Origin of the sequence: Coprococcus sp. BIOML-A2 (genome assembly GCF_009875795.1) — a bacterium.
Taxonomy (GTDB): Bacteria; Bacillota; Clostridia; order Lachnospirales; family Lachnospiraceae; genus Coprococcus; species Coprococcus aceti.
This window is the reverse complement of record NZ_WWSI01000001.1, coordinates 1-25,485: the sequence shown is the minus strand read 5'-3', so window position 1 is coordinate 25,485 and position 25,485 is coordinate 1. Positions and strand designations below refer to the sequence as shown.

The following is a 25,485-nucleotide window of genomic DNA, read 5'->3' as shown; positions in this document are numbered from 1 at the left end:
ATACAGCAGACTTGGAAAAGGACGATTGCAGAACTCGTTAAGCAGGGGGATCGTAGATGAACAAAGGTGGAGTCAAGAAGAGATTTCGTGATATGAAGCTGACTGGCAAAATGGTTGTTATTTATCTGCTGGCCGGACTTGTGCCTGTTATGATAATACTGGGTATAACATATATGGAGATGAAAAAGATCCTGTGGGCCCGGGAGACAACAATCTTGGAATCTTATGTCAGCCAGACCACGGATTCTATGGACAATGAATTGGAGATATATAACAACCTCTCTAAATATATATCGTATAACCAGTCGATTGCAAAGATACTGAGCGCAGATCAATCGGCATATCAGAATTATGAGCAGTTCAGTACGGTGATCGATCCTCTGCTGGCATCAATCATGTATTTCCATGAGGATGTAAACCAGGTCACGATATATACTGATGCCAGTGATGTGAAACATGGGTCAACAGTTGCACCGTTAAAAGATCTGGCGGATGGAACGCATGCATATGATGATCTGGATAACAATATACACTGGCATATTGATCTGGAAAGCCGAACTGCATTTTCAGTCAGCCGGATGGCTATGCTGGAGCAGAAAGGTGCCAAGGGCGTTTTGTATGTAGGCGTGGATTATGACAGTGTATTTCAACCGTTTTATACAGAGACAATGTTTGATAATTATGGGCTTATCATAGAGGATGAGTATGGACATATGATATTCAACAAGAATACATTTGCCGATGAGCAGTCAGCATATGAATTGGATGTGGATAAATTCGATGTTCTGAGAGAGATGGAAAATTCAGGGTATCAGTTCATAGATAAGACGTCCAAGGCGACCGGCTGGAACATATGTGTATACAAACCGAACAAACTTATAATCTCATCGGTTCGTCCGATACTTATAATAGCGGTGGCGGCACTTCTGGTAAGTATGCTCGCAGGTATATTATGTATAAATATGGTATCAGAATTTATAACGAAGCGAATCAAAAATCTTCAGAAGACTATGAAGGCCACCGAGACAGGAAATCTGGGCATGGTTATAGAAAATGACAGTACAGATGAGATTGGTGATCTTATAAATGGCTACAACAGCATGAGTAAGCGCCTTGATGAGACTGTCAATGAGGTATATCAGAGCAAGATCAAGGAAAAAGAATACGAGATGAGGGCACTTCAGGCCCAGATCAACCCGCATTTCCTGTACAATTCTCTGTCTATGATCAATTGGAAAGCCCTTGAGGCGGAGCAGGAAGACATAAGCCGGATCACCTTGTCTCTGTCAACATTCTACAGGACAGCCCTGAACAAAGGAAAAAACATCCTGCTTGTCAAAGATGAGATAGCAAATATCAAGTCGTATCTTGATATCCAGCTTGCCATGCATGACAACAGCTTTGATGTGGTGTACGACATAGATGACAGTATCTTAAAATATGAAACATTGAATCTGATACTCCAGCCGCTGCTTGAAAATGCGATAGGACATGGAATTGACGTCAAGACTGACGGCAGAGGAGAGATACGCATAGAGGGAAAGGAGAATGGAGATTTCATTGACTTTACCGTATCTGACAACGGTATCGGAATGACAAAGACCCAGGCCGCCCTGATCCTGTCGAAGTCGTCCAATGGCTACGGTGTGTCAAATGTAAACGAGAGGATCAAGCTATATTATGGAGAGAAGTACGCGGTGAAGATCGAAAGCACCCCAGGAGCCGGCACGAAAGTAATGCTCCACTTCCCAAAGAGAGTAGAAAACTAGAAAAATTATAAAAAATACGAAGAGTGGATGTACCTTTTGAAGCTAATTAAAGCTCAAGAGGTACATTTTTTTATACTTTTGTGGACATAATAACAATGCATAACGGCGGATCTCCGCGGCACACTCCGGAGCGGCGCCCGCCCATCAAAAAAATTCAACATATCTAAAAAATCCAACATGATTCTAAAATCATTGATATATACGGATTGGAAACGTTTTCTTATAATAATGACATAAGGTAAAGGTACTGCAAAGGTGTTAAAAACATTCAATCAAAACTATATTTTTAAGGAGGAACGGTTATGAGAGTTAAGAGATTTGCAGCAGTTGCACTTGCGGGTGTAATGGGAATGTCAATGCTGGCAGGATGTGGAGATTCAGGAAAGGACGAGTCAACAACAGCAGCAGCAAAGAGTGATGCATCAGAGGCTACAGATGCAACAGAGGCAGCTTCAGAGGAAGAGGCAATCAAGACAACACTTACAGTCTGGGGACCAGCTGAGGATCAGTCACCTGATTACGGCGAGTGGTTACAGACAACATGTGAGGCATTCAAGAAAGAGCATCCAAACTGGGATATCACATTTGAGTATGGTACATGTAGTGAGGGTGATGCTGGAAAGACTGTAACACAGGATGTTTCAGCGTCAGCAGATGTATACATGTTCGCAAATGACCAGTTACAGACTCTGATCGATGCAGGTGCTATCTCAGAGCTCGGCGGAAGCACAGCAGATTATGTTAAGTCAACAAATTCACAGGCGATCGTAGATTCTATCACAGTTGATGGAGGTATCTATGGTGTGCCATTTACAACAAATACATGGTTTATGTACTACAACAAGAAGACATTTACAGAGGATGATGTAAAGAGCCTTGACACAATGCTTGAGAAGGGTAAGGTTTCATTCCCACTCTCAAACTCATGGTACATCGCAGCATTCTACCTTGCAAATGGCGGAACATTATTCGGTGATGGTACAGACAATGATGCAGGAATCAACTTCGGTGGTGACAACGGCAAGGCTGTTACAGACTACCTGGTAGATCTTGTAAACAACAAGAACTTTGTAAACGATGAGTCAGGTGTTGGTATCTCAGGTATGACAGATGGTTCAATATCAGCAATGTTCTCAGGCTCATGGGACTACGCGGCATTACACGATGCACTTGGAGATGATCTCGGAATCGCAGTTATGCCAACAGCCAAGATCGGCGGTGCGGACAAGCAGCTCCTCTCATTTGCAGGATCAAAGGCAATCGCTGTAAATCCTAACTGCGAGTATCCACAGGTTGCAGTTGCACTTGCGCTCTACCTTGGAAATGAGGCATCACAGGAGTCACACTATACAGCAAGAAACATCGTTCCATGTAACACAAGCCTTCTTGAGAGCGATGCAGTTAAGGGCGATGCACTTGTAACAGCTCAGAATGCTACATTCGATACAACAGCATTCATCCAGCCATTTGTTCCTAAGATGAGCAACTACTGGACACCAGCAGAAAACTTTGGTAAGTCTCTCGTAAATGGTGAGGTTACACACGACAACGCAGCAGATATGACAGAGTCATTCAACACATCACTTAACACTGATGTAGCACAGTAAAAATACTAGTTATATATTTCAAAAACAGGTGCTCCATTCATCTACAGGTGATGGGGCACTTGTAATAAGAAGAGATAATGATTTACTTTGAGACGGAGGTGTTAGGATGGCTCAGGCTATAACAAATAAAAAAGGCAAAATAAAGAAAATACGAAGATCTGATTACCCATATACCGTTGCACAGGCAGCGGCAAATGGAGACATAGCTACCAGAATTTCATTTCTGATCTTGGGGTTTGGAAGCATAGTCAGAAAACAGTTTGTAAAGGGATTTTCGTACCTGGTACTTGAGGTACTGTTTATATGGTTTATGATAAAGCATGGAGCATCACTACTGGTGGATATCTTCCATCTGGGTGGTCAGGAACAGCAGAAGGTCTGGAATGATGCAAAGGGTGTATTTGAATATACCCAGGGTGACAACTCTCTGCTCATGCTCCTGTACGGTGTGGCAACACTGTTTATAATTTTCGCATTCATCTGCCTTTGGGTAGTAAGTATAGAGAGCGCATACAAAGCGTATTGCCTGTGGGATACAGGCAAAAAGGTTCCAAAGTTCAAGGACGATGTGAAGAGTCTGTTTGACAGCAATCTTCATGCATTCCTTCTTCCACTTCCTGTACTTGGAGTCGTTGTATTTACGATATTGCCATTGGTTTTCATGATATTTATGGCATTTACAAATTACAGCAAGCTTGATTCACATACAGTTATATTCAACTGGGTTGGACTGAAGAATTTTGCAAAGATATTGAACTTTAGTGATGCAATAGGAAGTACATTCTGGTCAGTGCTTGGCTGGACACTTGTTTGGGCTGTGGCAGCCACATTCAGTAACTACTTCCTTGGAATGATACTCGCAATGGTGATCAACAGAAGGGGAACCAGGGCAAAAGGTATGTGGAGAGCAATCTTCATGCTCTCAGCAGCGGTTCCGCAATTCGTATCACTTCTTCTGATGAGAACGATCTTCAGTCAGAATGGTATCGTCAATACATTACTTATAAATAACGGAATAATCGACAATGCTATTCCATTCTGGAGCAATGCAACACTTGCCAGAGTCATGGTAATTGTCATCAATATCTGGATAGGAATTCCATTTACCGTCATGCAGGTCACAGGAATTCTCCAGAGCATACCGGAGGAGATATACGAGGCTGCGAGAGTTGACGGAGCAGGCCCGGTAAAGATCTTCTTCAAGATCACTCTTCCTTATATGTTGTTTGTCACAGCACCATATCTGATAACAACATTTGCAGGAAATATAAACAACTTTAACGTTATCTACCTTCTGTCAAATGGAGCGCCTACCCCGGTTGGAAAGACTGCCGGAAAGACAGATCTTCTTGTCACATGGCTCTATAAGCTGACGGTTGATAATCAGTACTACAACTTAGGTGCTGTTATAGGTATAATGACATTCATAGTTCTCGCTGTTGTGTCACTGGTAACTTACCACAACACCGCATCATATAAAGATGAGGAGGGATTTCAGTAATGGCTAAATCAAATAATAATGAGATTAAAGCAAGAAGCAAATGGACACTGGGAGACATCGTGGTTCATATCATACTGGTAATCCTTTCGGTTATCTGGGTATTGCCGATCGCATGGATAATCATGATAAGCTTCAGAGGAGAGAAAGGACAGTATGTTTCAACTTTGCTGCCAAAGTCTCTGACTCTGGCAAACTATACAAAGCTTTTTACAGACACAGGTATTCTGAATTTCATGCAGATGTTCAAGAATACTTTGATAATAGCAATTTTCTCATGTATAATATCAACAGCGTTCGTGCTTGCAGTTTCATACTGTATGTCAAGAATGCGTTTCAGACTGAGAAAGCCATTTATGAATGTGGCACTTATCCTTGGAATGTTCCCGGGATTCATGGCTATGATAGCTGTGTATTACATCCTTAAGGTTCTGGGACTTTCAGAAGGCTCACTCATCAGGGTTGCTCTGGTACTCGTATATTCAGGCGGTTCAGGACTTGGATTCTATATCGCCAAAGGATTCTTTGATACTATACCAAAGTCGCTGGAAGAAGCAGCATACCTTGATGGTGCTACAAGATGGCAGTCATTTACAAGGATCATCATACCACTCAGCCGACCGATCATAGTTTATACGGTTCTGAATTCGTTCCTTGCACCATGGATTGATTTTGTGTTTGCCAAGGTTATATGCAGAGCCAACAAGGACTATTACACAGTATCCATCGGACTTTGGAACATGCTCGAGAAAGAGTATGTGTACAACTGGTTCAACTCATTTGCGGCTGGCGCAGTGCTGATATCCGTACCGATTATCATTCTCTTTATGATAATGCAGAAGTGCTACAAGGATAGCATGTCTGGAGGCGTAAAGGGTTAAGGATAATATATGAAATTATTTGCAAAACCTAAGTGGAATGAGGAAAGCATATGCCAGCAATGAAGTATCTGAAAAAAATAATAACATGTGTGCTAACAATTACCCTTATAATAATATGTGGCTGCCAGGACAATAACACCCCCTCCAACCCGTCTAAGGCGACCACAGATGCAGAATATGAGTCTGCCATGCATATTGCGGAGACAACGCCGCTTGGAAGGTATCCGGAACAGCTCACCTATACCCTGGGAAAGCTGTCCGGTGCAAATAATTCAAATCTCCCACAGGGAGAAACGTATGAAAATAACGCATACACACAGATATTAAATGAAATCTTAAATGTGCAGAACCAGGATATATTTGAGGCTGCTGATAATCAGTATGATGATAATGTATCCATGGTGATAGCACAGAAGGATCTTCCGGATGTGATGATCGTCCAGGACATGGATGAGCTGCAGTATCTGGTGGAAAATGACATGATCGAGGATCTCACAGACAGTTATAACAACTGTATGAGTGAAACGATAAAGAACATATATAAGAGTTATGGCAGCAGTATTATGGATGTAGTCACATTTGATGACCGTATCATGGCCATACCTGAGACAAATATATCAGATGGACCAAATCTGATATGGCTTAGAAAAGACTGGATGGATAAGCTGGGACTTGAGGCTCCGAGAACACTTTCGGATGCGGAGGAGATCATCAGGCAGTTTATTGAGAAAGATCCGGGAAATAATGGTGTAGGAAGTACCGTAGGGCTGGTGGCAGACACAAGTCTCTGCGGCGGTTGTGGTTATAGCAGCGAGTACACACTCGACATTGTATTTGCCGCATATGGGGCATTTCCGAAACAGTGGATAAAGGATGAGGACGGAAAGGTTGTGTATGGTTCTGTACAGCCGGAGGCAAAGAAGGCTCTGGAGCATATACATGAGATGTACGAGGAAGGGATTCTGGATCGGAATTTCCTCATGCGGACAAGCAGCAACATAATAGAACTCATAGTGAATGGACAGTGTGGTTCATTCTTTGGACCATGGTGGGCGCCAAATAATCCTCTTATGGACGCTGTAGCGGCCGATCCAACAGCAAAGTGGGAACCATATCTGCTTGCCACAGAGGAAAACGACTCAACGAGTTATCACACTCAGGTTCCATATGGCAACTTCGTGGTAGTCAGAAAGGGATATGAGCACCCGGAGATAGTGTGCAAGATAATAAGTGTGCTGTTCGACTATGTAAGATATGAGGACAAAGACAATCAGGCTATAAAGGATTACTACAAACTCAATGTGGATCCTACCGCAAGACCACTTGCAATGAACGTGGACTACAACAATGCACTTCAGATATGCTATGGCGAGCTGAACCACGTGTTCTCTGGCATAAGGCAGCCGGATGATCTGAATCTGCTGGAACAATCTTATTATGAGGCGTGTGAGTCATATCTCAAGAATGAAGATAATGCGTCATCGGAGGACTGGGCGGCATATACATCCCGTATAACTGCATGCAAGATCCTCAATGATGCGCGTACAAATAAAGTCGAATCTCTGTACTTCGGTGAGACTGAGACCATGGTGTCAGACTGGTGGCACCTTGAGAATCTGGAGAGCAATACTTACCTGAAGATAGTTACAGGTGAAGCAGATCTGGATGAATTTGACAGTTTTGTGGACAACTGGTATAAGTCCGGTGGAACAACGATCACCGATGAAGTTCGAAGGGAGTGCCGGTAGATATGATAAGAGCAATAGTATTTGATTTAGATGATACATTATACGACTGCCTTCACGAGAATGATAAGGCAGTGGAAGACACTGTGAGATATGTGGCAAATGAACTTCTTCATATAGATGAAGTGACAGTGATGAAAGCCTTTGAAGAAGGCAGAGACATGGTAAAGGATCAGCTCTCTGCCTGGGATATGGCGGCGCAGCACAATAGGGTGCTGTACTTCCAGAAGATGCTGGAGATTCTGGGGGTATCACCATTTAAGTATGACCTGCAGGTGTACAACTATTTCTGGAACAATTTCCTGAACAAGATATCCATATTCCCCGGGGCATTGGAGTTTATAGATGATATGAAAGCCAGAGGAATAAAGATTGGTATCTGTACAGATATGACTGCGCATATCCAGTTCAGGAAGATAGACAGACTTGGACTTACGGGCAGACTTGACGCAATGATAACAAGCGAGGAGGCTGGTATAGAAAAGCCGAACCGCAGGATGTTCGATATGATAGCTACAAAGCTGGGCGTAAAGAACGATGAGGTCATCTATGTGGGCGATAGCTACAAGAAGGATGTCATGGGAGCGAAAAATGCTGGAATGACACCGGTGTGGTATTTGTCGCTGCAGAACAAGACGGACGAGGATGTACTGGCTGTGTCCAGCTATCCGGAACTTAAGAACATAGTGAATAGGGCGATGTAAAAATGCCGGAGTGCGTGACAATTAAAAATCACATACTCCGGCTTATTTTGTTTAATATCCGTATTTCTTTTTATTTTTTATAAGGAAGGTGATAGTTATGACAAGGGTCACAGCCTCCGCTACGGCCACAGCACACCAGATTCCATTGATGCCAAACACCATAGGCAGCATCAACACCGCTGCAAGCTGTATCACCAGTGTTCTGAGGAAAGATATGGTTGCGGATACAAGCCCGTTGCCTAGACCTGTGAAGAAACCTGAGCCAAATACGTTGAATCCGCAGAACAGGAATGATATGGAAAAAAGCATCATACCGGTCTGGGTCATACGGCATAGTGTATCATCATAGCCAACAAATATTCTTGCGATAGGGAGTGCCAGAACCTCGGACAAAACCGTCATTGTTATGGCTGTGACGGCGGTGATCACAAGGCTTTTTTTAAGCAGGCTGTGCAGCTGTTTTTTGTTACCGGCACCATAGTTATAACCGATGATAGGCGTGACTCCGATGGCATAACCGAAGAATATTGCCATGAATATGAATGACACATACATTATCACACCATATGCTGCTATACCATTTTCATTCGCAAGTTTCATAAGCTGCAGGTTATAGACCACAGACACAAGGGATGTGGACAGGTTGGTAAGCATCTCAGAAGAGCCGTTTCCACAGGCTTTCCAGATACACTTCCAGTCAAACTTTGCTTTCGTCAGTTTTAACGATCCTGTTGTGTTGGTCGCAAAATATATGAGCGGTACTACACTTCCTATAATCTGTCCGCACACTGTGGCAGCCGCAGCTCCGGCTATGCCGAGGCGGAACACAAACATGAGAAGAAAATCAAGTACCATGTTGGTGATACCCGCAAGTACTGAAACCAGCAGACCAAGGTTTTGTTTCTCTGCCGTTGTAAGAAAACTCTGAAAACTGTTCTGAAGCATAAAAAACGGCTCTGACAGAATGAGTATTCTTCCGTATAATATGGCGTCTGAGCGTATAGTATCGCTGGCTCCGAGGAGCTCGACTATCTGGGGCATGAAGACAAATCCTATGACTGCCACAATGCAGGACGAGATGATGATAAGCCACACCAGCATCGAGAATACTTCATTTGCCTTTTTCTTTTCCCCGAGCCCCATATAATATGAAGTCAGTGCGCTGCCTCCCGTACCGATCATGAATCCTATGGCGGATATCGCCATCAGCACAGGCATGACCAGATTGACCGCTGCAAATGGATTCTTGCCTATGATGTTGGAGACAAAGTAGCCGTCCACAATGCTGTAGATGGATGTCATGATCATCATGGCAATGCACGGCAGCACATATCTTATAAGCTTTTTATATGTAAATGAATCAGAAAGTCTTATTTCCATAATCCTTCAGTTCCTTTCTTAAGGTAATCGAGCTGACGCTGCATGAGTGAGAGCAGAAGTTCTCTTTCCTCATCCGTAAAACTCGAAAATGATGAAATATCAGCATTTGTCAGTGGCGTAATATATTTGTTGGCGAATGAGACTCCATTTTCCGTGAGTGATAAATATTTGATGTTCCCTGCACCTTTGTGTGTTGTCAGAGAAATGAGTCCCTTGCCTTCCAGTTTTTTGACAGCAGAGTTGCATGTCTGTCTGGGTATGAACCATGTGTCGCATAGCTCTGCCTGAGTAAGTTCAGCTTTATTCTCAATGGTCAATATATAAATTATCCAGAAAGCAGTTTCAGGCAGCCCGGAGTTTCTTGCCGCCTCCTGCCAGATATCGTCCTGAGCTTTCCAGAGGGTGTTAAATATGCGTAGCTGTTCTTGTAAATGACTGTCTTTATATGCGATCATAAAATATGAAAAAACTCCTTTAGTTATTATTGGGGTGCAAATTTAAACCCATAGCAATGAGAAAGTATTTTCTTAAAATATATGATATTTGATCGGGAAAGCACCACTATCCAATATAAATCCGAAATCGGATTTAGTCAAGCAAGTTTATATAAATTTTAATAAGAGGACAGGATAGTGGGTTAAGTAAAGATATGCATAAATATTTTCATTTAAAGGTATGTGAAGGTGTTGTTTTGGGTAGGTAGTGTGGCTATAATAATAGACATGGGCTATGAAATTATAGATATATGTTATGGTTGACAGAAATCTATGCGGTGTGAAGAAAGTAGTCATGGCTAGGGAAGGAGTGTACACATATGGGTTTTTTAACAGGTAAGACAACGATAATAACAGGAGGCGGACGTGCAGTTCTCAGCGATGGAAGCTGTGGATCTATCGGATACGGAATAGCGACAGCATATGCCAAGGAAGGTGCTAATCTTGTACTTACAGGTCGTAATGTCCAGAAGCTTGAGGATGCAAAGGCAGAGCTTGAGAGCAAATATGGAATCAAGGTTCTTGCAGTCCAGGCTGATGTAAACGCAGGTGCGGACAATGAGAGCGTTGTCAAGAATGTTGTGGAGCAGGCGGTTAAGGAATTTGGAAGAATAGATGTGCTCATCAACAATGCGCAGGCATCTGCATCAGGCGTTACCATCGCAGATCACACAACAGCACAGTTTGACCTTGCCATATATTCAGGTCTTTACGCTGCATTTTACTATATGCAGGCATGCTATCCATATCTGAAGGAGACAAAGGGTTCAGTCATCAACTTTGCATCAGGTGCAGGCCTCTTTGGAAATTACGGACAGTGCGCATATGCGGCAGCGAAGGAAGGCATCAGGGGCCTTACAAGAGTTGCAGCTACAGAGTGGGCAGCTGACGGAATAAATGTCAATATAGTATGTCCTCTCGCATGGACATCACAGCTTGAGAATTTTGAGAAGGCATATCCGGATGCGTTCAAGGCAAATGTTAAGATGCCGCCAATGGGACACTTCGGAGACGTAGAGAAGGAGATTGGACGTGCGTGCGTGGCACTCGCATCACCGGATTTCAAGTACATGAGTGGTGAGACGATCACACTTGAGGGCGCAATGGGACAGAGACCATAGTGCAGTCAATATATCAAATATGGCTTATGCTATGATAATAGAATATGATGTAGATGCGGATCCTGGTTCGCGGCTTGCATAAAAAATGAGCGTAACACAATAATACCCAGATGGGAAATGTGTTATGCTCATTTTGTTTAGCCGACTCAGTCATCAACTATATCTCAAACCAGATGGTTGTCCGCTTGTCGTTAATAAGACACAAGGTTTCTTAAAAAAATATGAAATATCTGCCATCATCCTTGAATAACCTTACTTGGAGTACTTATAATAGAACTTTGTTAAAGAAATCATGAGATGTCATGGGCAGTCGATGCAAAATGCTGCTCGATGCATAACATTTGCCGACCATATACACAGGAAGAGGTGTTTTATTTGGATACAAACTCAGAAAACAATCTGGATACACGGGGAGTCCCGATCATTGGCCTTACATCGGAGGAAGTAAGGGAACGGATCGACAAGGGACTTACCAATCACACGGATATAAGTACGCAGAAGACAGTGGGGCAGATTGTCAAGTCCAATCTGCTTACATATTTCAATCTTATATTCCTCATACTTACGGTGCTGCTATGTATCGTTGGTTCATTTAGGAATCTGACTTTCCTGCCGGTCATCATAGGCAATACGGTTATAGGAATATTTCAGGAGTTGCGTGCAAAAAAGACTCTTGACAAGATGAGCATGTTAAATGCGCCGCATTCGATAGTTGTGAGAGACGGAGAACAACAGCAGATACAATCAGAGGAACTGGTTAAGGACGATATCATCATTCTGTCGGCAGGCAATCAGATATGTGCTGACGCTACGGTGCTCAGCGGCAGTATATCGGTAAATGAAGCCCTGCTCACCGGTGAGTCGGATGAGATCAAGAAGAAATCAGGTGATCGACTCATGTCCGGAAGCTTTGTGGTGTCCGGGCAGTGCTATGCCAAGCTTGACAAGGTGGGCAATGAGTCATACATATCACAGCTCACAGCCCAGGCGAAGGCCATGGGTGATGGCGAACAGTCAGAGATGATCAGGTACATCAACAAGCTTGTAAAATGGGTTGGAATCATCATCATACCAGTGGGAATCATATTGTTCTGCCAGGCGTATATCATGAATGGAGAGACATTCAAGAAGAGTGTTGTATCGATGGTTGCGGCGGTTCTCGGAATGATCCCTGAAGGACTTTATCTGCTCACAACTGTTGCGCTTGCGCTCAGCACAATAAGACTTGCGAAGAAACAAGTGTTACTGCATGACATGAAGAGTATAGAGACACTTGCGAGAGTCGATGTACTCTGTGTGGATAAGACCGGAACCATCACTGAGCCGGGTATGCAGGTTACAGAGCTGGTGATAAGCGGCAGATGCGGCGATGCCGAGATGGACAAGAGAGCATTTGCGCATCTGCTGGCGGATTACTCGGCGGTCATTGAGGACAACAATGCCACAATGGAGGCAATCAGAGCCTATGTGGCTAAGAATGAGATAGAGAAGGGCAGCAGGACACTGCTCAAGACACAACCTTTCACATCGGCGAACAAATACAGCAAGGTGTCATTTGTCGAGGGAGACTATATGCTTGGTGCTCCGGAGTTTATAATGAAGGATAGGTATGAGGATATATCCGAAGAGATAGAGGAGTACCAGAGCAAGGGATACAGAGTCCTTCTTATGGCGGAGTCAGGAGAGGATTCTATTGGTTCGGTAAGACCATTAGGAGGCATATCTCCTATTGGTTATATAGTGCTTTCAAATCCAATAAGGGAAAATGCGGAGAGCACATTTACATATTTCAAAGAGCAGGGCGTTGCCATAAAAGTCATATCCGGAGATAACCCTGCCACAGTATCAGAGGTGGCAAAGCGGGCAGGCATAGATGGAGCGGAGAACTATGTGGATGCGTCCACTTTGGCGTCTGAGAAGGATATAACTGAGGCTGTGGATAAATATACAGTATTTGGAAGAGTTACACCTAAACAGAAACAGCTCATAGTCAGGGCGCTCCAGAAACAGAAGCACACGGTTGCCATGACTGGTGATGGTGTAAATGATATACTCGCAATGAAGGATGCTGATTGCAGTATCGCAATGGCATCCGGAAGTGAGGCGGCTGCGCAGGCGGCACAGACGGTGCTTTTGGATTCGGATTTCGGACGTATGCCATATGTGGTGTTTGAGGGAAGACAGGTGGTCAACAATATACAGAGATCAGCAAGCCTCTTCCTTGTTAAGAATATATTCTCACTGCTGATGGCCATATTCTCAGCGATATTTGCGATCACATATCCGCTGGAGCCTTCACAGATATCGCTCATAAGCATGTTCACCATAGGATTGCCGGGATTCCTGTTGGCACTTGAGCCGAACAGGGATCGTATAGAGGGAAACTTTATGGTAAATGTCATGTTAAAAGCATTGCCTGCAGGACTCACGGATGTGTTGTCGGTCGGAGCACTTGTAATCTGCGGACAGGTCTTCAATCTCCCGAGTGAGGACATAGCCACAGCCGGCACAATGCTTCTTGCGGTTGTCGGATTCATGATAATAATCAAGATCAGCCATCCGTTCAACAAGATGAAGTATGGTGTACTTCTTATCAACATAATCGGACTGCTGTTCTGTGGCCTTTTCCTCGGCAGGCTGTTTGCCATAGAGTCGATATCCAACATATGTTTCCTGCTCATGGTTGTATTTGCATTTGCGGCGGAATCCATGTTCAGGTATCTGACATTGTTTGTTGAAAAGCTCAGCAGCTTCTTTGGAGACGAGAAGAACAGACGTAAGATCAGAAGAAGGATAAGGAAATATAACATTTTTAAGTAGAGAATTGTCGAAAAAAATGGGGACAGGTACCTCCGTCCCCGGGAAAAGATTGTGAGGAGGTGTAAGATGGCGAATACAACGAAGAAGGCGCTTGAAGTTTCGCTTAAGAAACTGCTCAAAGAAAAGCCATTTGACAAGATAACAATAGCGGATCTCACTGGAGACTGCGGGATAAGTAGAATGACATTCTATTATCATTTTCAGGATATATATGAGCTTGCCGAGTGGGTGTGTATAGAGGATGGAAAGCAGGCGCTGAAGGATAAGAAGACCTACGATACCTGGCAGGAGGGCATGATACAGGTGTTTGAGGCTGTGCTGGAGAACAAGCCATTTATCGCAAATATATACAGGTCGGTGGATAAGGCTAAGATAGAAAACTATCTGTATAAGCTGTCGTATCAGCTCATAGCGGATGTAGTCGATGAGAAATGTGCAGGGGATAATCTTTCGGAGGCTGATAAGCAGTTCATCGCAGACTTTTACAAGTATGGATTTGTGGGGATTATGCTTGACTGGGTAGACAAGGGGATGAAAGACGATTATCATAAAATAGTGGAGCAGCTTAGCACCACGCTTCGTGGAAATATAGCAAATTCTATTCATAATTTTGAAATCGAGATGTAAAAGCAGAAGACAGATTAGGATAAAGAAAACTGTTACTACGGGGATATACGGGAGAGCGCTTATGAGTCAAACATCAGATATGAAAAAGAGATTGCCAGGGATAATATTGATAACAGGGGGGATCGTGCTGGTTGCGATGGTCATCCAGGCGGTCATACTCAGCTTTATCAATAACAGGAGTTTTGACAGGACCTCGCAGGTGCTGTTGGATCAGGTCAGCAATGTAATTGAGAAGAATAAAGCAAGTGAGGATGATCTGATAGACTCTCTCAAGGAGGATTATATGGTCAGGGCTAAGGCTGTGGCGTATATAGTTGATGCAAAGCCTGAGGTGGCAAATGATGTGGAGGAGCTCCGCAAGATTGCTGCACTTATATCTGTTGATGAGGTGCATTTGTTTAATACGGATGGCGTGATATATGCTGGTACCAATCCCGAATATTTTGGATATAGCTTTGATTCCGGGGAGCAGATGGCGTATTTCAAGCCGATGCTTGATGACAAGAATCTCACCATGTGTCAGGATGTCACTCCGAACACATCAAAGGGTAAGAAGATGATGTATGCAATAACATGGAACGACGATGGAACCAAGATGATACAGGTTGGAATCGAGCCGAGAAGACTTCTGAATGAAGTAAAACAGAATGAGATATCCACGGTGGTTGCCAATATGCCTATGTATGATGGACTGAGTGTTGTAGTGGCAGATGGCGAATCGGGAGAAATATATGGATGTTCATATGAACCGGTAGTAGGGCTTACTCTTGATGAGATCGGCATTTCGGTGACTGATGATATGTTGCCGGACGATGAAGACAGTTTTACAGGCATAAGAAGGATTAATGGATTTAGAAACAGATGTGTATTCCGAAGATCCGGAGAGTATGTGATCGGGGTCATATATAGAATGGATGTGAATAGCCGGAGTAATATGGCAATCATGGTTATCATGGCACTGTATCTGTGTTTTGCCGCCGGCCTGGTGGTAAGCATGGTGATGAAGGTGATACATGCGAACCGGGAGAGAAATGAACAGCTGTCAATATTGACATCCATGTCGGGGATGTATTACAGCATGCATATGCTTGATCTTCAACATGATACATTTGCACTCTATACCGCAGGAGACCTGATATTGAGGGCTGGTGAGCGGGCAGCAGGGGCGAAGGAACTTATGAGGAAGATCGTTCATAAGGTGGTTGTGGATGAACATCAGGCAAGTGCCCAGAAATTCATGGATCTTGATAGTCTTGGGGACAGGCTGATCAAGAAAAAGATTGTATCAGGTGAGTTCATGGTGAAGGATCTTGGATGGTTCAGACTGTCATTTATATCGATAGATGTTGACGAGGACGGACGTCCTTTAAAAGTCATATTTACTACCAGAAACATAGATGAAGATAAGAAACGGGAGCAGAAGCTGATAAGACGGTCTTATACAGATGAGCTCACAAAATGTTATAACAGGAGCGCATATATAGATGATGTCAGGGAGCTTCCGGGGGATTCTGTATATGTGTATGTGTCCATGGATGTAAATGGGCTTAAGCCAGTGAATGATACCCTGGGACATGCGGCTGGAGATGAACTGCTTCAGGGTGCTGCCGAGTGTATGGAGCAGTGTTTTGGAAACTATGGTAAGGTGTACAGGATGGGCGGTGATGAATTTGCAGCCATCATCTTTGTAAATACCAGAAGGCTGAAGAGAGTGCAGCAGGAGTTTGATGACGTTGTGCGTGGATGGTCTGGACAGCTGGTGAAATCCGTATCGATATCATGTGGCTATGTGTCAAGTGATGAGAAGGACTGGGAGTCATTTGACGAGATAGTAAAGGCTGCAGATGAGAGAATGTACGAGAACAAGGCGGCATATTACAGGCAGAAGGGCGGCGATAGAAGGTATCGCTAGAGTACATATGCAATATAGAGTTATACAAAACGGGTGGAATGATAAAAATTTTATCATTCCACTTTTTTTGTAAATATGAAATAAAAATTGGGCAAGCTATTATAGGGGCATGAGATGGATATAGACGGCAAACTGAAAGGAGAATTGCTTATGTCAAAGAAGAAATTGGGAATCGGGATAGCAGCGGTGGCAGCAGCCGGCGCAGGAGCAGCAGCTCTCACAGTTAAAAATCATAATAAGGCAAAAGTTCAGAAGGATAAGGCTGCGGCTGAACATGCTGAGTACCGCAATACGGAGCGCGGAAAGCATGAGAAGAACAGTAAGGGAATCTATTATACAAATGGTAACTACGAGGCATTTGCCAGACCGAGAAAGCCAGAGGGTGTGGATGACAAGAACGCATATATAGTGGGAAGTGGTCTTGCATCACTGGCAGCAGCTTGCTTCCTTGTACGTGACGGACAGATGCCGGGCTCACATATCCATATTCTTGAGGCCATGGATATAGCGGGCGGTGCGTGCGATGGAATATTTGATCCTGCCAGAGGCTACGTCATGAGAGGTGGACGTGAGATGGAGAACCATTTCGAGTGCCTGTGGGATCTGTTCAGAAGTATACCTTCCATAGAGACACCAGGGGCATCGGTTCTTGACGAGTATTACTGGCTGAACAAGGAGGATCCAAATTACTCACTGTGCAGAGCAACAGTGAACAGAGGCAAGGATGCCCACACAGATGGCAAATTCAATCTGAGCCAGAAGGGCTGTATGGAAATCATGAAGCTCTTCATGACAAAGGATGAGGATCTGTATGACAAGACGATAGAGGATGTATTTGACGATGAGGTATTTGATTCAACATTCTGGCTGTACTGGAGGACGATGTTCGCATTTGAGAACTGGCACAGTGCGCTGGAGATGAAACTTTACTTCCAGAGATTCATACATCACATCTCAGGACTTCCGGATTTCTCGGCCCTCAAGTTCACGAAGTACAACCAGTATGAGTCGCTGATCCTTCCGATGGTGAAGTATCTTGAGGCGGCGGGCGTGACATTCCAGTACAACACGGAGGTCACAAATGTCATATTTGACATGAGAGACGGCAAGAAGATAGCAAAGACCATCGAGTGCAGGGTAAACGGAACTGAGAAGGGGATCCCGCTCACTGAGAACGATCTTGTATTTGTCACAAATGGAAGCTGCACGGAGGGAACTATCTACGGTGATCAGAATCATGCGCCAAATGGTGACGCAGAGGTGAGAACAAGCGGCTGCTGGAGCCTGTGGAAGAACATAGCTGCACAGGATCCTTCATTTGGCCATCCTGAGAAGTTCTGTTCTGATATATCTAAGACAAACTGGGAGTCGGCCACAGTAACAACGCTTGACGACAAGATCATCCCATACATCGTGGATATCTGCAAGCGTGATCCGAGAACAGGAAAGGTTGTCACGGGTGGTATCGTGAGCTGTCAGGATTCAAGCTGGCTGATGAGTTGGACCATCAACAGACAGGGACAGTTCAAGACCCAGGACAAGGATAAGGTGTGTGTATGGGTATATGGCCTGTTCACAGATGTTCCGGGCGATTATATCAAGAAGCCTATGAAGGATTGTACCGGTAAGGAGATCACGGAGGAGTGGCTCTATCATCTGGGAGTGCCAGAAGATGAGATCGAGGAACTGGCCACAAACAGCGCAGTCTGTGTGCCAACTATGATGCCATATATCACCGCATTCTTCATGCCAAGGGCAAAGGGCGACAGACCAGACGTAATTCCGGATGGATGCACCAACTTTGCATTCCTCGGACAGTTCGCCGACACTCCTCGTGACACAGTGTTCACCACAGAGTATTCTGTCAGAACAGCCATGGAGGCTGTGTATGGACTTCTCGGCGTGGACAGAGGTGTTCCTGAGGTGTGGGGAAGTGTGTACGATATCCGTGAACTGCTGGACAGCAGCGTGAAGCTCATGGATGGCAAATCTCCGCTTGAGATAAATCTTGGACCTTTGAACAAGCTCAAGAGACCTATACTTAAGAAGATCCAGGGCACGGTGATTGAAAAGGTACTGAGAGACCACGATATCATAAAAGAGGGTATGCTGTAGGTTGAAGTTAATATAGAGTAATAAGAAAGTTCCATGTGTCTGCACGGTGCAGATGCATGGAACTTTTTATATGTTTGAATTAGTTTGGAGACGGTTGTTAATTGCTGTTTCTTTTAGAATATACAAAGCTGGCAACTAGCCAGATGAGGCAGGCGGTGTTTCCTGATGCCTGACTGAATACATAATCCAGTGTGGATATGTCGGCGCCCATGGCCTGTCTGATGTCAGGAATGAGCACAAATATAAGCTGCCATGTGATGATGTGAAATACGATCATGCTCCTCTTCATGACAGTTCTGCCTGCCAGCAGCGATATAAGACTTGTGAGCATGAGCAGTGCCGTAGGTATGTACGCTATGCTGACGGCTGGAAAGAGCAGATTGTAGTAGTCGTCAAAATATGCGATGGCCTGTTCTCTTCCAATGTGTTCAGACAGATAGGTTACCCAGTAAGCGAGTGTTCCCACGAGAAAATGCAGTGTCGCGGCGGACGCGACATACATGAGCCCTGCGTATTTGACGAGTGCCCTCGTCTTGCGGTACTTGGGAAGTATCTGCTCCGATATGGCGTCTATGCCAAATGCATAGAAGAACATACCGACAAGACCTGTCACAAGCAGCAGAGCCACTCTCCACAGCTGGAAATCCCCGTTCAGATATGCCCCCCTCACATAAAGTCCTTTGTCCGCGGGTGATGCGGGTACTATGCTGATACACAGATCCCCCACGATCAGGAGTGCTGCGCCGAGCGCGCCCAGCAGGCAGTTCCTTTGGTATTTAATTTTTTCTTTCTGTTCCATGTAATCCCCCTTGTAAATAATCTATATGGTTAGCACAAACTAACTAGAGCATATCATATACGAGGAGATAATTGAAGAAATATTTGCCAAAAACAAGTCGCGCCAATGGGGAAAGAAAATTGACTTTTTTCGTGTATAAAAATATACTTTCCATATATATACAATAAAAGATGCTTAAGAATGGAGGTACATTATGAGGGGAAGATGGAAAAAGGAGATTTTGTTATTTGTGATAGGTGCAGTATGGGGATTCATATATTGGGGCAATACGGTGTGGAATCCTGATGTGCAGTACCTCTTGCAAGATATAAAACATATAAAATTGCCGCTTAACTGGCATTGGATATTTGACTCAGGTGTGCATCTTGGCATAGCGGCTCTTGTGTTGGCGGTTGGCACACTGTTGATTCTATGGATACTGCGCTTTTTATCAGATTCACGTAACACACATGGGCTGATCATAGCCGGCCAGTGGTTCACAGATCTGATCTTATGTTCATTTCTGACTGGCGTGATCCTGTTCTATTTTAATAAATGGTTCCTATACAAGATTATTGGCGATAAAGGTGATGTCGTATTTTCCATAGCATATTTGTTTGTATACATATTGATATATATGATACTGTGTTCATGGTTTGATATATCCATTGAGAGGGTACAGAGAAAACCAAAGAAGAATTGCAGTCTGCTTATATGTCAGGTTCAGAATCGTGAGACATTTATGGATGTCAAGGAACTAGTAAAGAATTGCAAGTACACAGAGTGCTATACGTTGATGAAAAATAATCAGGAGAGATTGTCTCCAAAACAGTTCTGGGTCATAAGGGAGACGAACTTTACAGGGAAAAAGATGACAGCCGAGTGGAGATATTATGCAAATGGTGACTATGTAGAACTGGATGATGAAGAGCTTGCGACCAGGTTGCTGCTTGCTGAGAATGCAAAGAATATAGACTGGCAGTTATAATCGTATATAATGTTGTTAGTCTATGATATAAAAGACACGAGAGAGAAGTAAATATGAAAAAGATAGAGATAAACGACAAATGGATGCAGAAGACCAGTGTTGTGTGGTTCGGTGCCATGCTGTGCTGCCTGTTGTGGGGAAGTGCGTTTCCTTGTATAAAGATAGGTTATGGACTGTGGAATATAGAGAGTGCGGATACGTCGGCACAGATACTGTTCGCCGGTATGCGATTCGTGCTGGCGGGAATCCTTGCCGTGATATTTGGAAGTCTGCTGGAAGGAAGATTCATCAGGCCGGAGAAGGGCTGCGCCGGCAAGATAGCATGGCTGGCGATGCTGCAGACAGTCATACAATACCTGTTCTTTTATATAGGTCTCGCACATACAAGCGGAGTCAAGGCGTCCATCATAGAGGCAGTAAATGTATTCGTTGCCATCATAGTGTCAGGATTCATATTCCATCAGGAAAATGTCACTGCAAAGAAGATGCTTGGCTGTCTGGTTGGATTTGCGGGAGTTGTACTTATAAACATGAATGGAATGAATTTCCATATGAGCTTGTCAGGTGAGGGTGCGATATTTCTGTCGACAGTGGCTTATGCATTTTCATCGGTGTTCCTGAAGCGATATTCGGTAAAACACAATCCGGTTATGCTCAGTGGCTACCAGTTTATAGTTGGCGGAATTATTCTGTCGGCTGCCGGTTTTGCCATGGGAGGCAGACTCAGCACCGTATCCACAGGTGGAGTTTTGATGCTCATATATCTGGCTCTTGTATCGGCGGTGGCATATTCTCTGTGGGGAATGCTGCTCAAGTATAATCCTATATCAAGGGTTGCAGTATTTGGATTTATGAATCCGGTATTCGGCGTGATACTGTCGGCATGGCTGCTCCGCGAGGGTGCGCAGGCACTTGGCCCGGTAAGCCTGGTGTCGCTGGTGCTGGTGTGCACAGGAATATACATAGTGAACAGCAGAGAACGGAGCGAGAAAGATTAATTGTATTTGCGACATGAAACGTGCAAAAGAGGGTAAGGAGACAGTAGTAATTATGAAGATGACAACACTTTGTTACATAGAGAAAGATGGAAGATACCTGATGCTCCACAGGACAAAGAAGGAGAAGGACATTAATAAAGGCAAATGGATCGGTGTAGGTGGACATGCCGAGGAGGGTGAGAGTCCTGAAGACTGCCTTCTCAGGGAGATAAAGGAGGAGACGGGACTTACGCTTACATCATATCGATTCAGAGGTCTGGTGACATTTATAAGCAATGAGTGCGAGAATGAGCTTATGTGCCTGTTCACCGCAGATGGATTTGAGGGGGATGTCCAGATATGCGATGAGGGTGATCTTCAATGGATAGATAAAGAGATCGTGCCAACACTTCCGACGTGGAGCGGGGATGCGATATTTCTGAAGCTGTTGCTTGAAGGGGAGGAGAGATTTTTCTCACTCAAGCTCGTATATGAGGGAAGTGAGCTGGTGGAGCACAGGCTGGAATTCTATTGAGAAGGAACGTCCCCACATGAGGAGGAGTGACAATATATGAAGTATTTGTATTTGCATGGACTAGGACAAAAACCAGACAGTTGGAATAGAGTAATAAAAGAAACGAAGGTATCGGAAAGTAGTGTCAAATTAAGTTTGGCAGAGATGTTAGAAGGAAAATCTGCTACATATAAGGAATTATATTCGGCATTCTCATCAGAATGTGACAAGGTGAACGATGAAATTGTTTTATGTGGGCTTTCTCTAGGGGCTGTTTTGGCACTTAATTATGCTATAGACCACCCAGATAAAGTAAAAGCGCTCGTATTAATTGCAGCACAGTATAAAATGCCTCAAAAATTATTGAAAGTTCAGAATATGTTGTTTCATCTTATGCCGAATTCGGCATTCAGTAAAATGGGTTTCAAAAAAGCGGATGTTATCAGCCTGTGCGGGACGATGGCTGAATTGGATTTCAGTGACTCCCTGCATAAGGTGTCTTGTCCGGTATTGCTCATTTGTGGGGAAAAGGACACTGCAAACAAAAAAACTTCAAAAGAACTTTGCCAATATTTGAACAACGCCTGTTTCCATGAACTTGCGAAAACAGGTCATGAAGCAAACATAGAAGCTCCGGAAGAGTTGGCGATCGTGTTGCAGAGATTTTATGATAATATCAGATAAAATTCAGTGGTGCGTCCAGACAAGGGCATGTGGTGATGTGAATTTATGGAGAAAGTTATGGACTGGTTAAATATATTCGGACTGATAATGATTGCAGTTATTATGATACCCAATATTATTTTTGCAGTTAGATGCAAAGAGGGATTTCAAAACAAATGGAGCAATAAATTTGTTGAGGTTGCAGAACAGATAGGAAGGTTTGGCTGCTTTGGTTTTATGATAATTAACATTCCTGGAACATGGTTCGGGTGGTGGTCTGACGAAGCATTTGCCATATACCTTATTGTGGACGCGATATTAGTAGTGTTGTATTGTGCAATTTGGATAATTTGCTTTAAGAAGAGCAGCATATTCAGAGCACTGGCGCTATCTGTTATTCCCTCAGTTTTGTTCTTGTTTAGTGGAATTATGAGCAGATCAATTCTATTGCTTATCGCAGCAATATTGTTTGCGCCAAGCCATATTTTGCTTTCGTATAAGAACGCAAAATGATATTGGTCAACAGTCCTTTATCTTCGCTGACGCCTAATGAGCGAAAAGAAAATGCTGCATGGAAGAAAAATACGAAATATAGAAGCCGAGTATCTTTTTGGAAAAATAATCATTATGTTCGTGTTAAAATCACTGAAGATAATCAGTATATAATACATTCGATGAAAAAATCACATAAAAGACAATATACATATGATGAAATCATCAAAGAATTTATATTATTTGCTGATGCAGATGCTGAGGAAATAGGCAAGGCGGTTATTTAGTCTTTTATGGAATCAGAACGATATTACAACATGGGTTAGAGTTTGGTTGTAATAATATATCACACATGATATTGGGAGCTTATGCTGAGCCTATAAGTACAAATTACAGGAGGGTTCAAATGGGATTATTTGATAGATTTAAGAAGATATCAAAGGAAAGTTTATTAGGATATTTGCAAAATAGCATTTCAGATAATTCTAGCCTGGAACACATAGTAAGCGTGTTCGAAGAGATGTGTAATATGCCACTTAAAGAAGATATGATTTTATTTGAAACAGGAACCTATTCTTTTACAGGAAAACCTATGTTTAACTTTTCTTTGGTTAGACAATTTCCTAATGATGAGGAAGAGTATTATCAAATTCATGTGGATGTGTTATATATTCCAACGGAAGAAAATAAAGATTTTCAACGAACTATATGGAATGAGGATATTGAAGAAGATATATTCAGCTATATCAAAAAGACTCCTGAGTTTGATTTCTGTAAAGATAAGGTATTCAGCAAAATAGAAATATATTTGGATGAAACCTAACGTGAAAATCGGAAGTTAGTGGAGGCAAGGCAATGCGAGATTGTGATATTCAATTTATAAAACAAATTAAAAATAGTGAAGACTTATGTGATTATTTATCGTGTGAATGTGGTGTTGATTTTGCAGAAGATGATATCCTATGTGATGATTTGAAATCACTTATAGTATGTAGTGAGTGTAATTATGATATGGAACCATTTGCGTGTGATGGTTCGGGAGGAGTGTTTGTTTTGTTAAATCAATCGTTAATAGGATATTTGGATTCCGAAGGGCAAGCAGGGATTATAGCAAATAACATTAAAGATTTTTTTAGCATTATATTAAATTGTGGTTATGTAAGTGATTGGGCAAAATTTGATTGGTTAGCTGATGAAAATACATTCATCAAAGCTTATGACGAGTTAGAGTTACCAAGAGATAAAGCATGTGTAAAATTATTTGTTGAAGAGAATGACTTAGAGAGCGAACCTGTTAAGATATATTATATTTTCAAAAAAGCTGTTTCTACACAGCCGCAACTAACGATTAAGGCAATCTCAGATGATTATGTGGATTATGAGCAATTGTTTGATTTGTAAAATAAGGTGAAAATTTGAATTTGGAGGGGAATAACATGAATAGATTTGGTGTAAAGCTAATTCTTTCAATCGTTTCTTTTTTGGCAGTCAATATCTGGCTTATAGGTAAGGGTGTAGCAAAGGGCGCTGCTGACTTTTTCATATCTGCAACGGTTGAGGAAACAATACTATTTATCATTTTACAGCTATTAGTTGTACTGATATATTTTATATATCCTCTTACGGTAAAAAAATATAAAATCATTTACTGGTCTGTATCTGAAGCCTTAGTCATTATTACAGTTCTCTTTTGGGGAATATTTATTGTCGGTCCGATTTGGTTAAAATAAGCAAATTTGAATTTCTCTCGCTGTCTGGTTTGATATAAAAATTTGATTATTTGAAAAAATCAAAAAATAACGTAGCGTGATATATTGCTTGTCACGCTACGTTATGTACTAATATGGACCTTGAAAGGAGGCAGGATATGTCATTATACACAACAGGAGAGCTTGCAAAGAAGTGCAACGTTTCAGTAAGAACGATTCAATACTATGATGAAAGAGGTATTTTGGTGCCAACAGATTTGACGGAAGGGGGACGAAGACTGTTCTCCGAAGAGGATGTTGCCACATTGGAAACGATTTGCTTTTTAAGAGATTTGGATATCTCTATAAAAGATATTGCTGAAATATTGGAATCCGAAGAGTCAAAAAAGGTAATCGAACTTTTGCTTGATGAGCAAGAAAAAAATATTCAGGCGGATGTCAAGAAAAAAACGAAACAATTAGAAAATATTAAAGGCATAAGAAGTTCTTTGGCTTCTTTCAAGGATGGGTCGCAAAAAACAATTCATGACATATCATCGATTATGGAGGAAAAAGAAAAGCGAAAGAAAATGTACAAAAAAATGCTGATCATAGCAATTCCGTTAGAAATTGTCGCTTGAATGACAAAGTTAATGCAACTAAATCATATTCATATTACGAATTAACCCCTACATTCGCATTTTAAGGCATT

24 protein-coding genes are annotated in these 25,485 nt (G+C 42.8%); 21 read left to right on the top strand and 3 right to left on the bottom strand.

Annotated elements, in window-relative coordinates:
* Positions 1-56: 56 nt before the first annotated feature.
* From GT575_RS00120 to GT575_RS00095, 6 genes are all read left to right on the top strand, one after another.
* Positions 57-1,769: a sensor histidine kinase gene (locus tag GT575_RS00120; RefSeq protein WP_022215947.1), complete on the top strand. Its 1,713-nt coding sequence runs from the start codon at positions 57-59 to the stop codon at positions 1,767-1,769.
* Positions 1,770-2,071: 302 nt separating this feature from the next.
* Positions 2,072-3,376 carry an extracellular solute-binding protein gene (locus tag GT575_RS00115; protein ID WP_022215948.1) on the top strand — a complete coding sequence of 435 codons (1,305 nt, stop codon included), beginning with the start codon at positions 2,072-2,074 and terminating at the stop codon, positions 3,374-3,376.
* A 106-nt stretch (positions 3,377-3,482) separates the two neighbouring features.
* Positions 3,483-4,877, top strand: a complete 1,395-nt coding sequence (locus tag GT575_RS00110) for a carbohydrate ABC transporter permease (protein ID WP_161171226.1) — start codon at positions 3,483-3,485, stop codon at positions 4,875-4,877.
* Positions 4,877-5,755, top strand: a complete 879-nt coding sequence (locus GT575_RS00105) for a sugar ABC transporter permease (RefSeq protein ID WP_022215950.1) — start codon at positions 4,877-4,879, stop codon at positions 5,753-5,755. The genes GT575_RS00110 and GT575_RS00105 overlap by 1 nt, the downstream gene beginning before the upstream one ends.
* Positions 5,756-5,805: 50 nt before the next feature.
* A complete protein-coding gene (locus tag GT575_RS00100) occupies positions 5,806-7,503 on the top strand; it encodes an extracellular solute-binding protein (RefSeq protein WP_015534107.1) in 1,698 nt (565 codons plus the stop codon).
* Between the two features lie 2 nt (positions 7,504-7,505).
* On the top strand, positions 7,506-8,204 hold the full coding sequence (locus GT575_RS00095; RefSeq protein WP_015534106.1) for an HAD family hydrolase: 699 nt from the start codon (positions 7,506-7,508) through the stop codon (positions 8,202-8,204).
* Between the two features lie 51 nt (positions 8,205-8,255).
* Here the strand turns inward: GT575_RS00095 and GT575_RS00090 are convergent, their stop codons facing one another.
* Both GT575_RS00090 and GT575_RS00085 read right to left on the bottom strand, forming a co-directional pair.
* The gene (locus tag GT575_RS00090) at positions 8,256-9,584 is read right to left on the bottom strand and encodes an MATE family efflux transporter (protein WP_004851560.1); all 1,329 of its coding nucleotides are present in this window, start codon (positions 9,582-9,584) and stop codon (positions 8,256-8,258) included.
* On the bottom strand, positions 9,575-10,039 hold the full coding sequence (locus GT575_RS00085; protein ID WP_004851558.1) for a MarR family winged helix-turn-helix transcriptional regulator: 465 nt from the start codon (positions 10,037-10,039) through the stop codon (positions 9,575-9,577). Before GT575_RS00085 ends, GT575_RS00090 begins: the two co-directional genes overlap by 10 nt.
* Before the next feature lie 359 nt (positions 10,040-10,398).
* Here GT575_RS00085 and GT575_RS00080 point away from each other — a divergent pair, with 359 nt between their 5' ends.
* From GT575_RS00080 to GT575_RS00060, 5 genes are all read left to right on the top strand, one after another.
* Positions 10,399-11,199: an SDR family NAD(P)-dependent oxidoreductase gene (locus GT575_RS00080; protein WP_161171225.1), complete on the top strand. Its 801-nt coding sequence runs from the start codon at positions 10,399-10,401 to the stop codon at positions 11,197-11,199.
* A 330-nt stretch (positions 11,200-11,529) separates the two neighbouring features.
* Complete coding sequence (locus GT575_RS00075) at positions 11,530-14,019, top strand: cation-translocating P-type ATPase (protein ID WP_204987949.1); 2,490 nt, start codon at positions 11,530-11,532, stop codon at positions 14,017-14,019.
* Between the two features lie 66 nt (positions 14,020-14,085).
* A complete protein-coding gene (locus GT575_RS00070; RefSeq protein ID WP_055272436.1) occupies positions 14,086-14,646 on the top strand; it encodes a TetR/AcrR family transcriptional regulator in 561 nt (186 codons plus the stop codon).
* Positions 14,647-14,707: 61 nt separating this feature from the next.
* On the top strand, positions 14,708-16,558 hold the full coding sequence (locus tag GT575_RS00065; RefSeq protein ID WP_161171224.1) for a GGDEF domain-containing protein: 1,851 nt from the start codon (positions 14,708-14,710) through the stop codon (positions 16,556-16,558).
* 150 nt (positions 16,559-16,708) lie between these two features.
* Positions 16,709-18,673 (top strand): oleate hydratase, encoded by a 1,965-nt coding sequence (locus tag GT575_RS00060; protein ID WP_055223562.1) that lies wholly within the window; start codon positions 16,709-16,711, stop codon positions 18,671-18,673.
* 97 nt (positions 18,674-18,770) lie between these two features.
* Here the strand turns inward: GT575_RS00060 and GT575_RS00055 are convergent, their stop codons facing one another.
* A complete protein-coding gene (locus GT575_RS00055; protein ID WP_161171223.1) occupies positions 18,771-19,472 on the bottom strand; it encodes a DUF6796 family protein in 702 nt (233 codons plus the stop codon).
* A 193-nt stretch (positions 19,473-19,665) separates the two neighbouring features.
* Here GT575_RS00055 and GT575_RS00050 point away from each other — a divergent pair, with 193 nt between their 5' ends.
* From GT575_RS00050 to GT575_RS00005, 10 genes are all read left to right on the top strand, one after another.
* Positions 19,666-20,439, top strand: coding sequence for a hypothetical protein (locus GT575_RS00050; RefSeq protein ID WP_004851542.1), 774 nt, complete (start codon positions 19,666-19,668; stop codon positions 20,437-20,439).
* Positions 20,440-20,492: 53 nt separating this feature from the next.
* Positions 20,493-21,437: a DMT family transporter gene (locus GT575_RS00045; RefSeq protein ID WP_161171222.1), complete on the top strand. Its 945-nt coding sequence runs from the start codon at positions 20,493-20,495 to the stop codon at positions 21,435-21,437.
* 52 nt (positions 21,438-21,489) lie between these two features.
* Positions 21,490-21,951, top strand: a complete 462-nt coding sequence (locus GT575_RS00040) for an NUDIX hydrolase (protein ID WP_055145633.1) — start codon at positions 21,490-21,492, stop codon at positions 21,949-21,951.
* Positions 21,952-21,987: 36 nt separating this feature from the next.
* Positions 21,988-22,614 (top strand): alpha/beta hydrolase, encoded by a 627-nt coding sequence (locus GT575_RS00035; RefSeq protein WP_161171221.1) that lies wholly within the window; start codon positions 21,988-21,990, stop codon positions 22,612-22,614.
* A gap of 45 nt (positions 22,615-22,659) precedes the next feature.
* Positions 22,660-23,106 carry a hypothetical protein gene (locus GT575_RS00030; protein ID WP_004853452.1) on the top strand — a complete coding sequence of 149 codons (447 nt, stop codon included), beginning with the start codon at positions 22,660-22,662 and terminating at the stop codon, positions 23,104-23,106.
* On the top strand, positions 23,103-23,372 hold the full coding sequence (locus GT575_RS00025) for a hypothetical protein (protein ID WP_022216317.1): 270 nt from the start codon (positions 23,103-23,105) through the stop codon (positions 23,370-23,372). The genes GT575_RS00030 and GT575_RS00025 overlap by 4 nt, the downstream gene beginning before the upstream one ends.
* Positions 23,373-23,491: 119 nt before the next feature.
* On the top strand, positions 23,492-23,908 hold the full coding sequence (locus GT575_RS00020; protein ID WP_022216316.1) for a hypothetical protein: 417 nt from the start codon (positions 23,492-23,494) through the stop codon (positions 23,906-23,908).
* Positions 23,909-23,940: 32 nt separating this feature from the next.
* Entirely contained in the window at positions 23,941-24,486 is a 546-nt protein-coding gene (locus GT575_RS00015) for a hypothetical protein (RefSeq protein WP_161171220.1), read from the top strand.
* Positions 24,487-24,521: 35 nt separating this feature from the next.
* Positions 24,522-24,815: a hypothetical protein gene (locus tag GT575_RS00010; RefSeq protein WP_004853536.1), complete on the top strand. Its 294-nt coding sequence runs from the start codon at positions 24,522-24,524 to the stop codon at positions 24,813-24,815.
* Between the two features lie 137 nt (positions 24,816-24,952).
* Positions 24,953-25,414, top strand: a complete 462-nt coding sequence (locus GT575_RS00005) for a MerR family transcriptional regulator (RefSeq protein ID WP_161171219.1) — start codon at positions 24,953-24,955, stop codon at positions 25,412-25,414.
* The last annotated feature ends 71 nt before the right edge of the window (positions 25,415-25,485 follow it).

Excerpts from the sequence above, each read along its gene's own strand:
- GT575_RS00120 (WP_022215947.1), top strand. The coding sequence starts at position 57 with ATGAACAAAGGTGGAGTCAAGAAGAGATTTCGTGATATGAAGCTGACT.
- GT575_RS00115 (WP_022215948.1), top strand. The coding sequence starts at position 2,072 with ATGAGAGTTAAGAGATTTGCAGCAGTTGCACTTGCGGGTGTAATGGGA.
- GT575_RS00110 (WP_161171226.1), top strand. The coding sequence starts at position 3,483 with ATGGCTCAGGCTATAACAAATAAAAAAGGCAAAATAAAGAAAATACGA.
- GT575_RS00105 (WP_022215950.1), top strand. The coding sequence starts at position 4,877 with ATGGCTAAATCAAATAATAATGAGATTAAAGCAAGAAGCAAATGGACA.
- GT575_RS00100 (WP_015534107.1), top strand. The coding sequence starts at position 5,806 with ATGCCAGCAATGAAGTATCTGAAAAAAATAATAACATGTGTGCTAACA.
- GT575_RS00095 (WP_015534106.1), top strand. The coding sequence starts at position 7,506 with ATGATAAGAGCAATAGTATTTGATTTAGATGATACATTATACGACTGC.
- GT575_RS00090 (WP_004851560.1), bottom strand. The coding sequence starts at position 9,584 with ATGGAAATAAGACTTTCTGATTCATTTACATATAAAAAGCTTATAAGA.
- GT575_RS00085 (WP_004851558.1), bottom strand. The coding sequence starts at position 10,039 with ATGATCGCATATAAAGACAGTCATTTACAAGAACAGCTACGCATATTT.
- GT575_RS00080 (WP_161171225.1), top strand. The coding sequence starts at position 10,399 with ATGGGTTTTTTAACAGGTAAGACAACGATAATAACAGGAGGCGGACGT.
- GT575_RS00075 (WP_204987949.1), top strand. The coding sequence starts at position 11,530 with ATGCATAACATTTGCCGACCATATACACAGGAAGAGGTGTTTTATTTG.
- GT575_RS00070 (WP_055272436.1), top strand. The coding sequence starts at position 14,086 with ATGGCGAATACAACGAAGAAGGCGCTTGAAGTTTCGCTTAAGAAACTG.
- GT575_RS00065 (WP_161171224.1), top strand. The coding sequence starts at position 14,708 with ATGAGTCAAACATCAGATATGAAAAAGAGATTGCCAGGGATAATATTG.
- GT575_RS00060 (WP_055223562.1), top strand. The coding sequence starts at position 16,709 with ATGTCAAAGAAGAAATTGGGAATCGGGATAGCAGCGGTGGCAGCAGCC.
- GT575_RS00055 (WP_161171223.1), bottom strand. The coding sequence starts at position 19,472 with ATGGAACAGAAAGAAAAAATTAAATACCAAAGGAACTGCCTGCTGGGC.
- GT575_RS00050 (WP_004851542.1), top strand. The coding sequence starts at position 19,666 with ATGAGGGGAAGATGGAAAAAGGAGATTTTGTTATTTGTGATAGGTGCA.
- GT575_RS00045 (WP_161171222.1), top strand. The coding sequence starts at position 20,493 with ATGAAAAAGATAGAGATAAACGACAAATGGATGCAGAAGACCAGTGTT.
- GT575_RS00040 (WP_055145633.1), top strand. The coding sequence starts at position 21,490 with ATGAAGATGACAACACTTTGTTACATAGAGAAAGATGGAAGATACCTG.
- GT575_RS00035 (WP_161171221.1), top strand. The coding sequence starts at position 21,988 with ATGAAGTATTTGTATTTGCATGGACTAGGACAAAAACCAGACAGTTGG.
- GT575_RS00030 (WP_004853452.1), top strand. The coding sequence starts at position 22,660 with ATGGAGAAAGTTATGGACTGGTTAAATATATTCGGACTGATAATGATT.
- GT575_RS00025 (WP_022216317.1), top strand. The coding sequence starts at position 23,103 with ATGATATTGGTCAACAGTCCTTTATCTTCGCTGACGCCTAATGAGCGA.
- GT575_RS00020 (WP_022216316.1), top strand. The coding sequence starts at position 23,492 with ATGGGATTATTTGATAGATTTAAGAAGATATCAAAGGAAAGTTTATTA.
- GT575_RS00015 (WP_161171220.1), top strand. The coding sequence starts at position 23,941 with ATGCGAGATTGTGATATTCAATTTATAAAACAAATTAAAAATAGTGAA.
- GT575_RS00010 (WP_004853536.1), top strand. The coding sequence starts at position 24,522 with ATGAATAGATTTGGTGTAAAGCTAATTCTTTCAATCGTTTCTTTTTTG.
- GT575_RS00005 (WP_161171219.1), top strand. The coding sequence starts at position 24,953 with ATGTCATTATACACAACAGGAGAGCTTGCAAAGAAGTGCAACGTTTCA.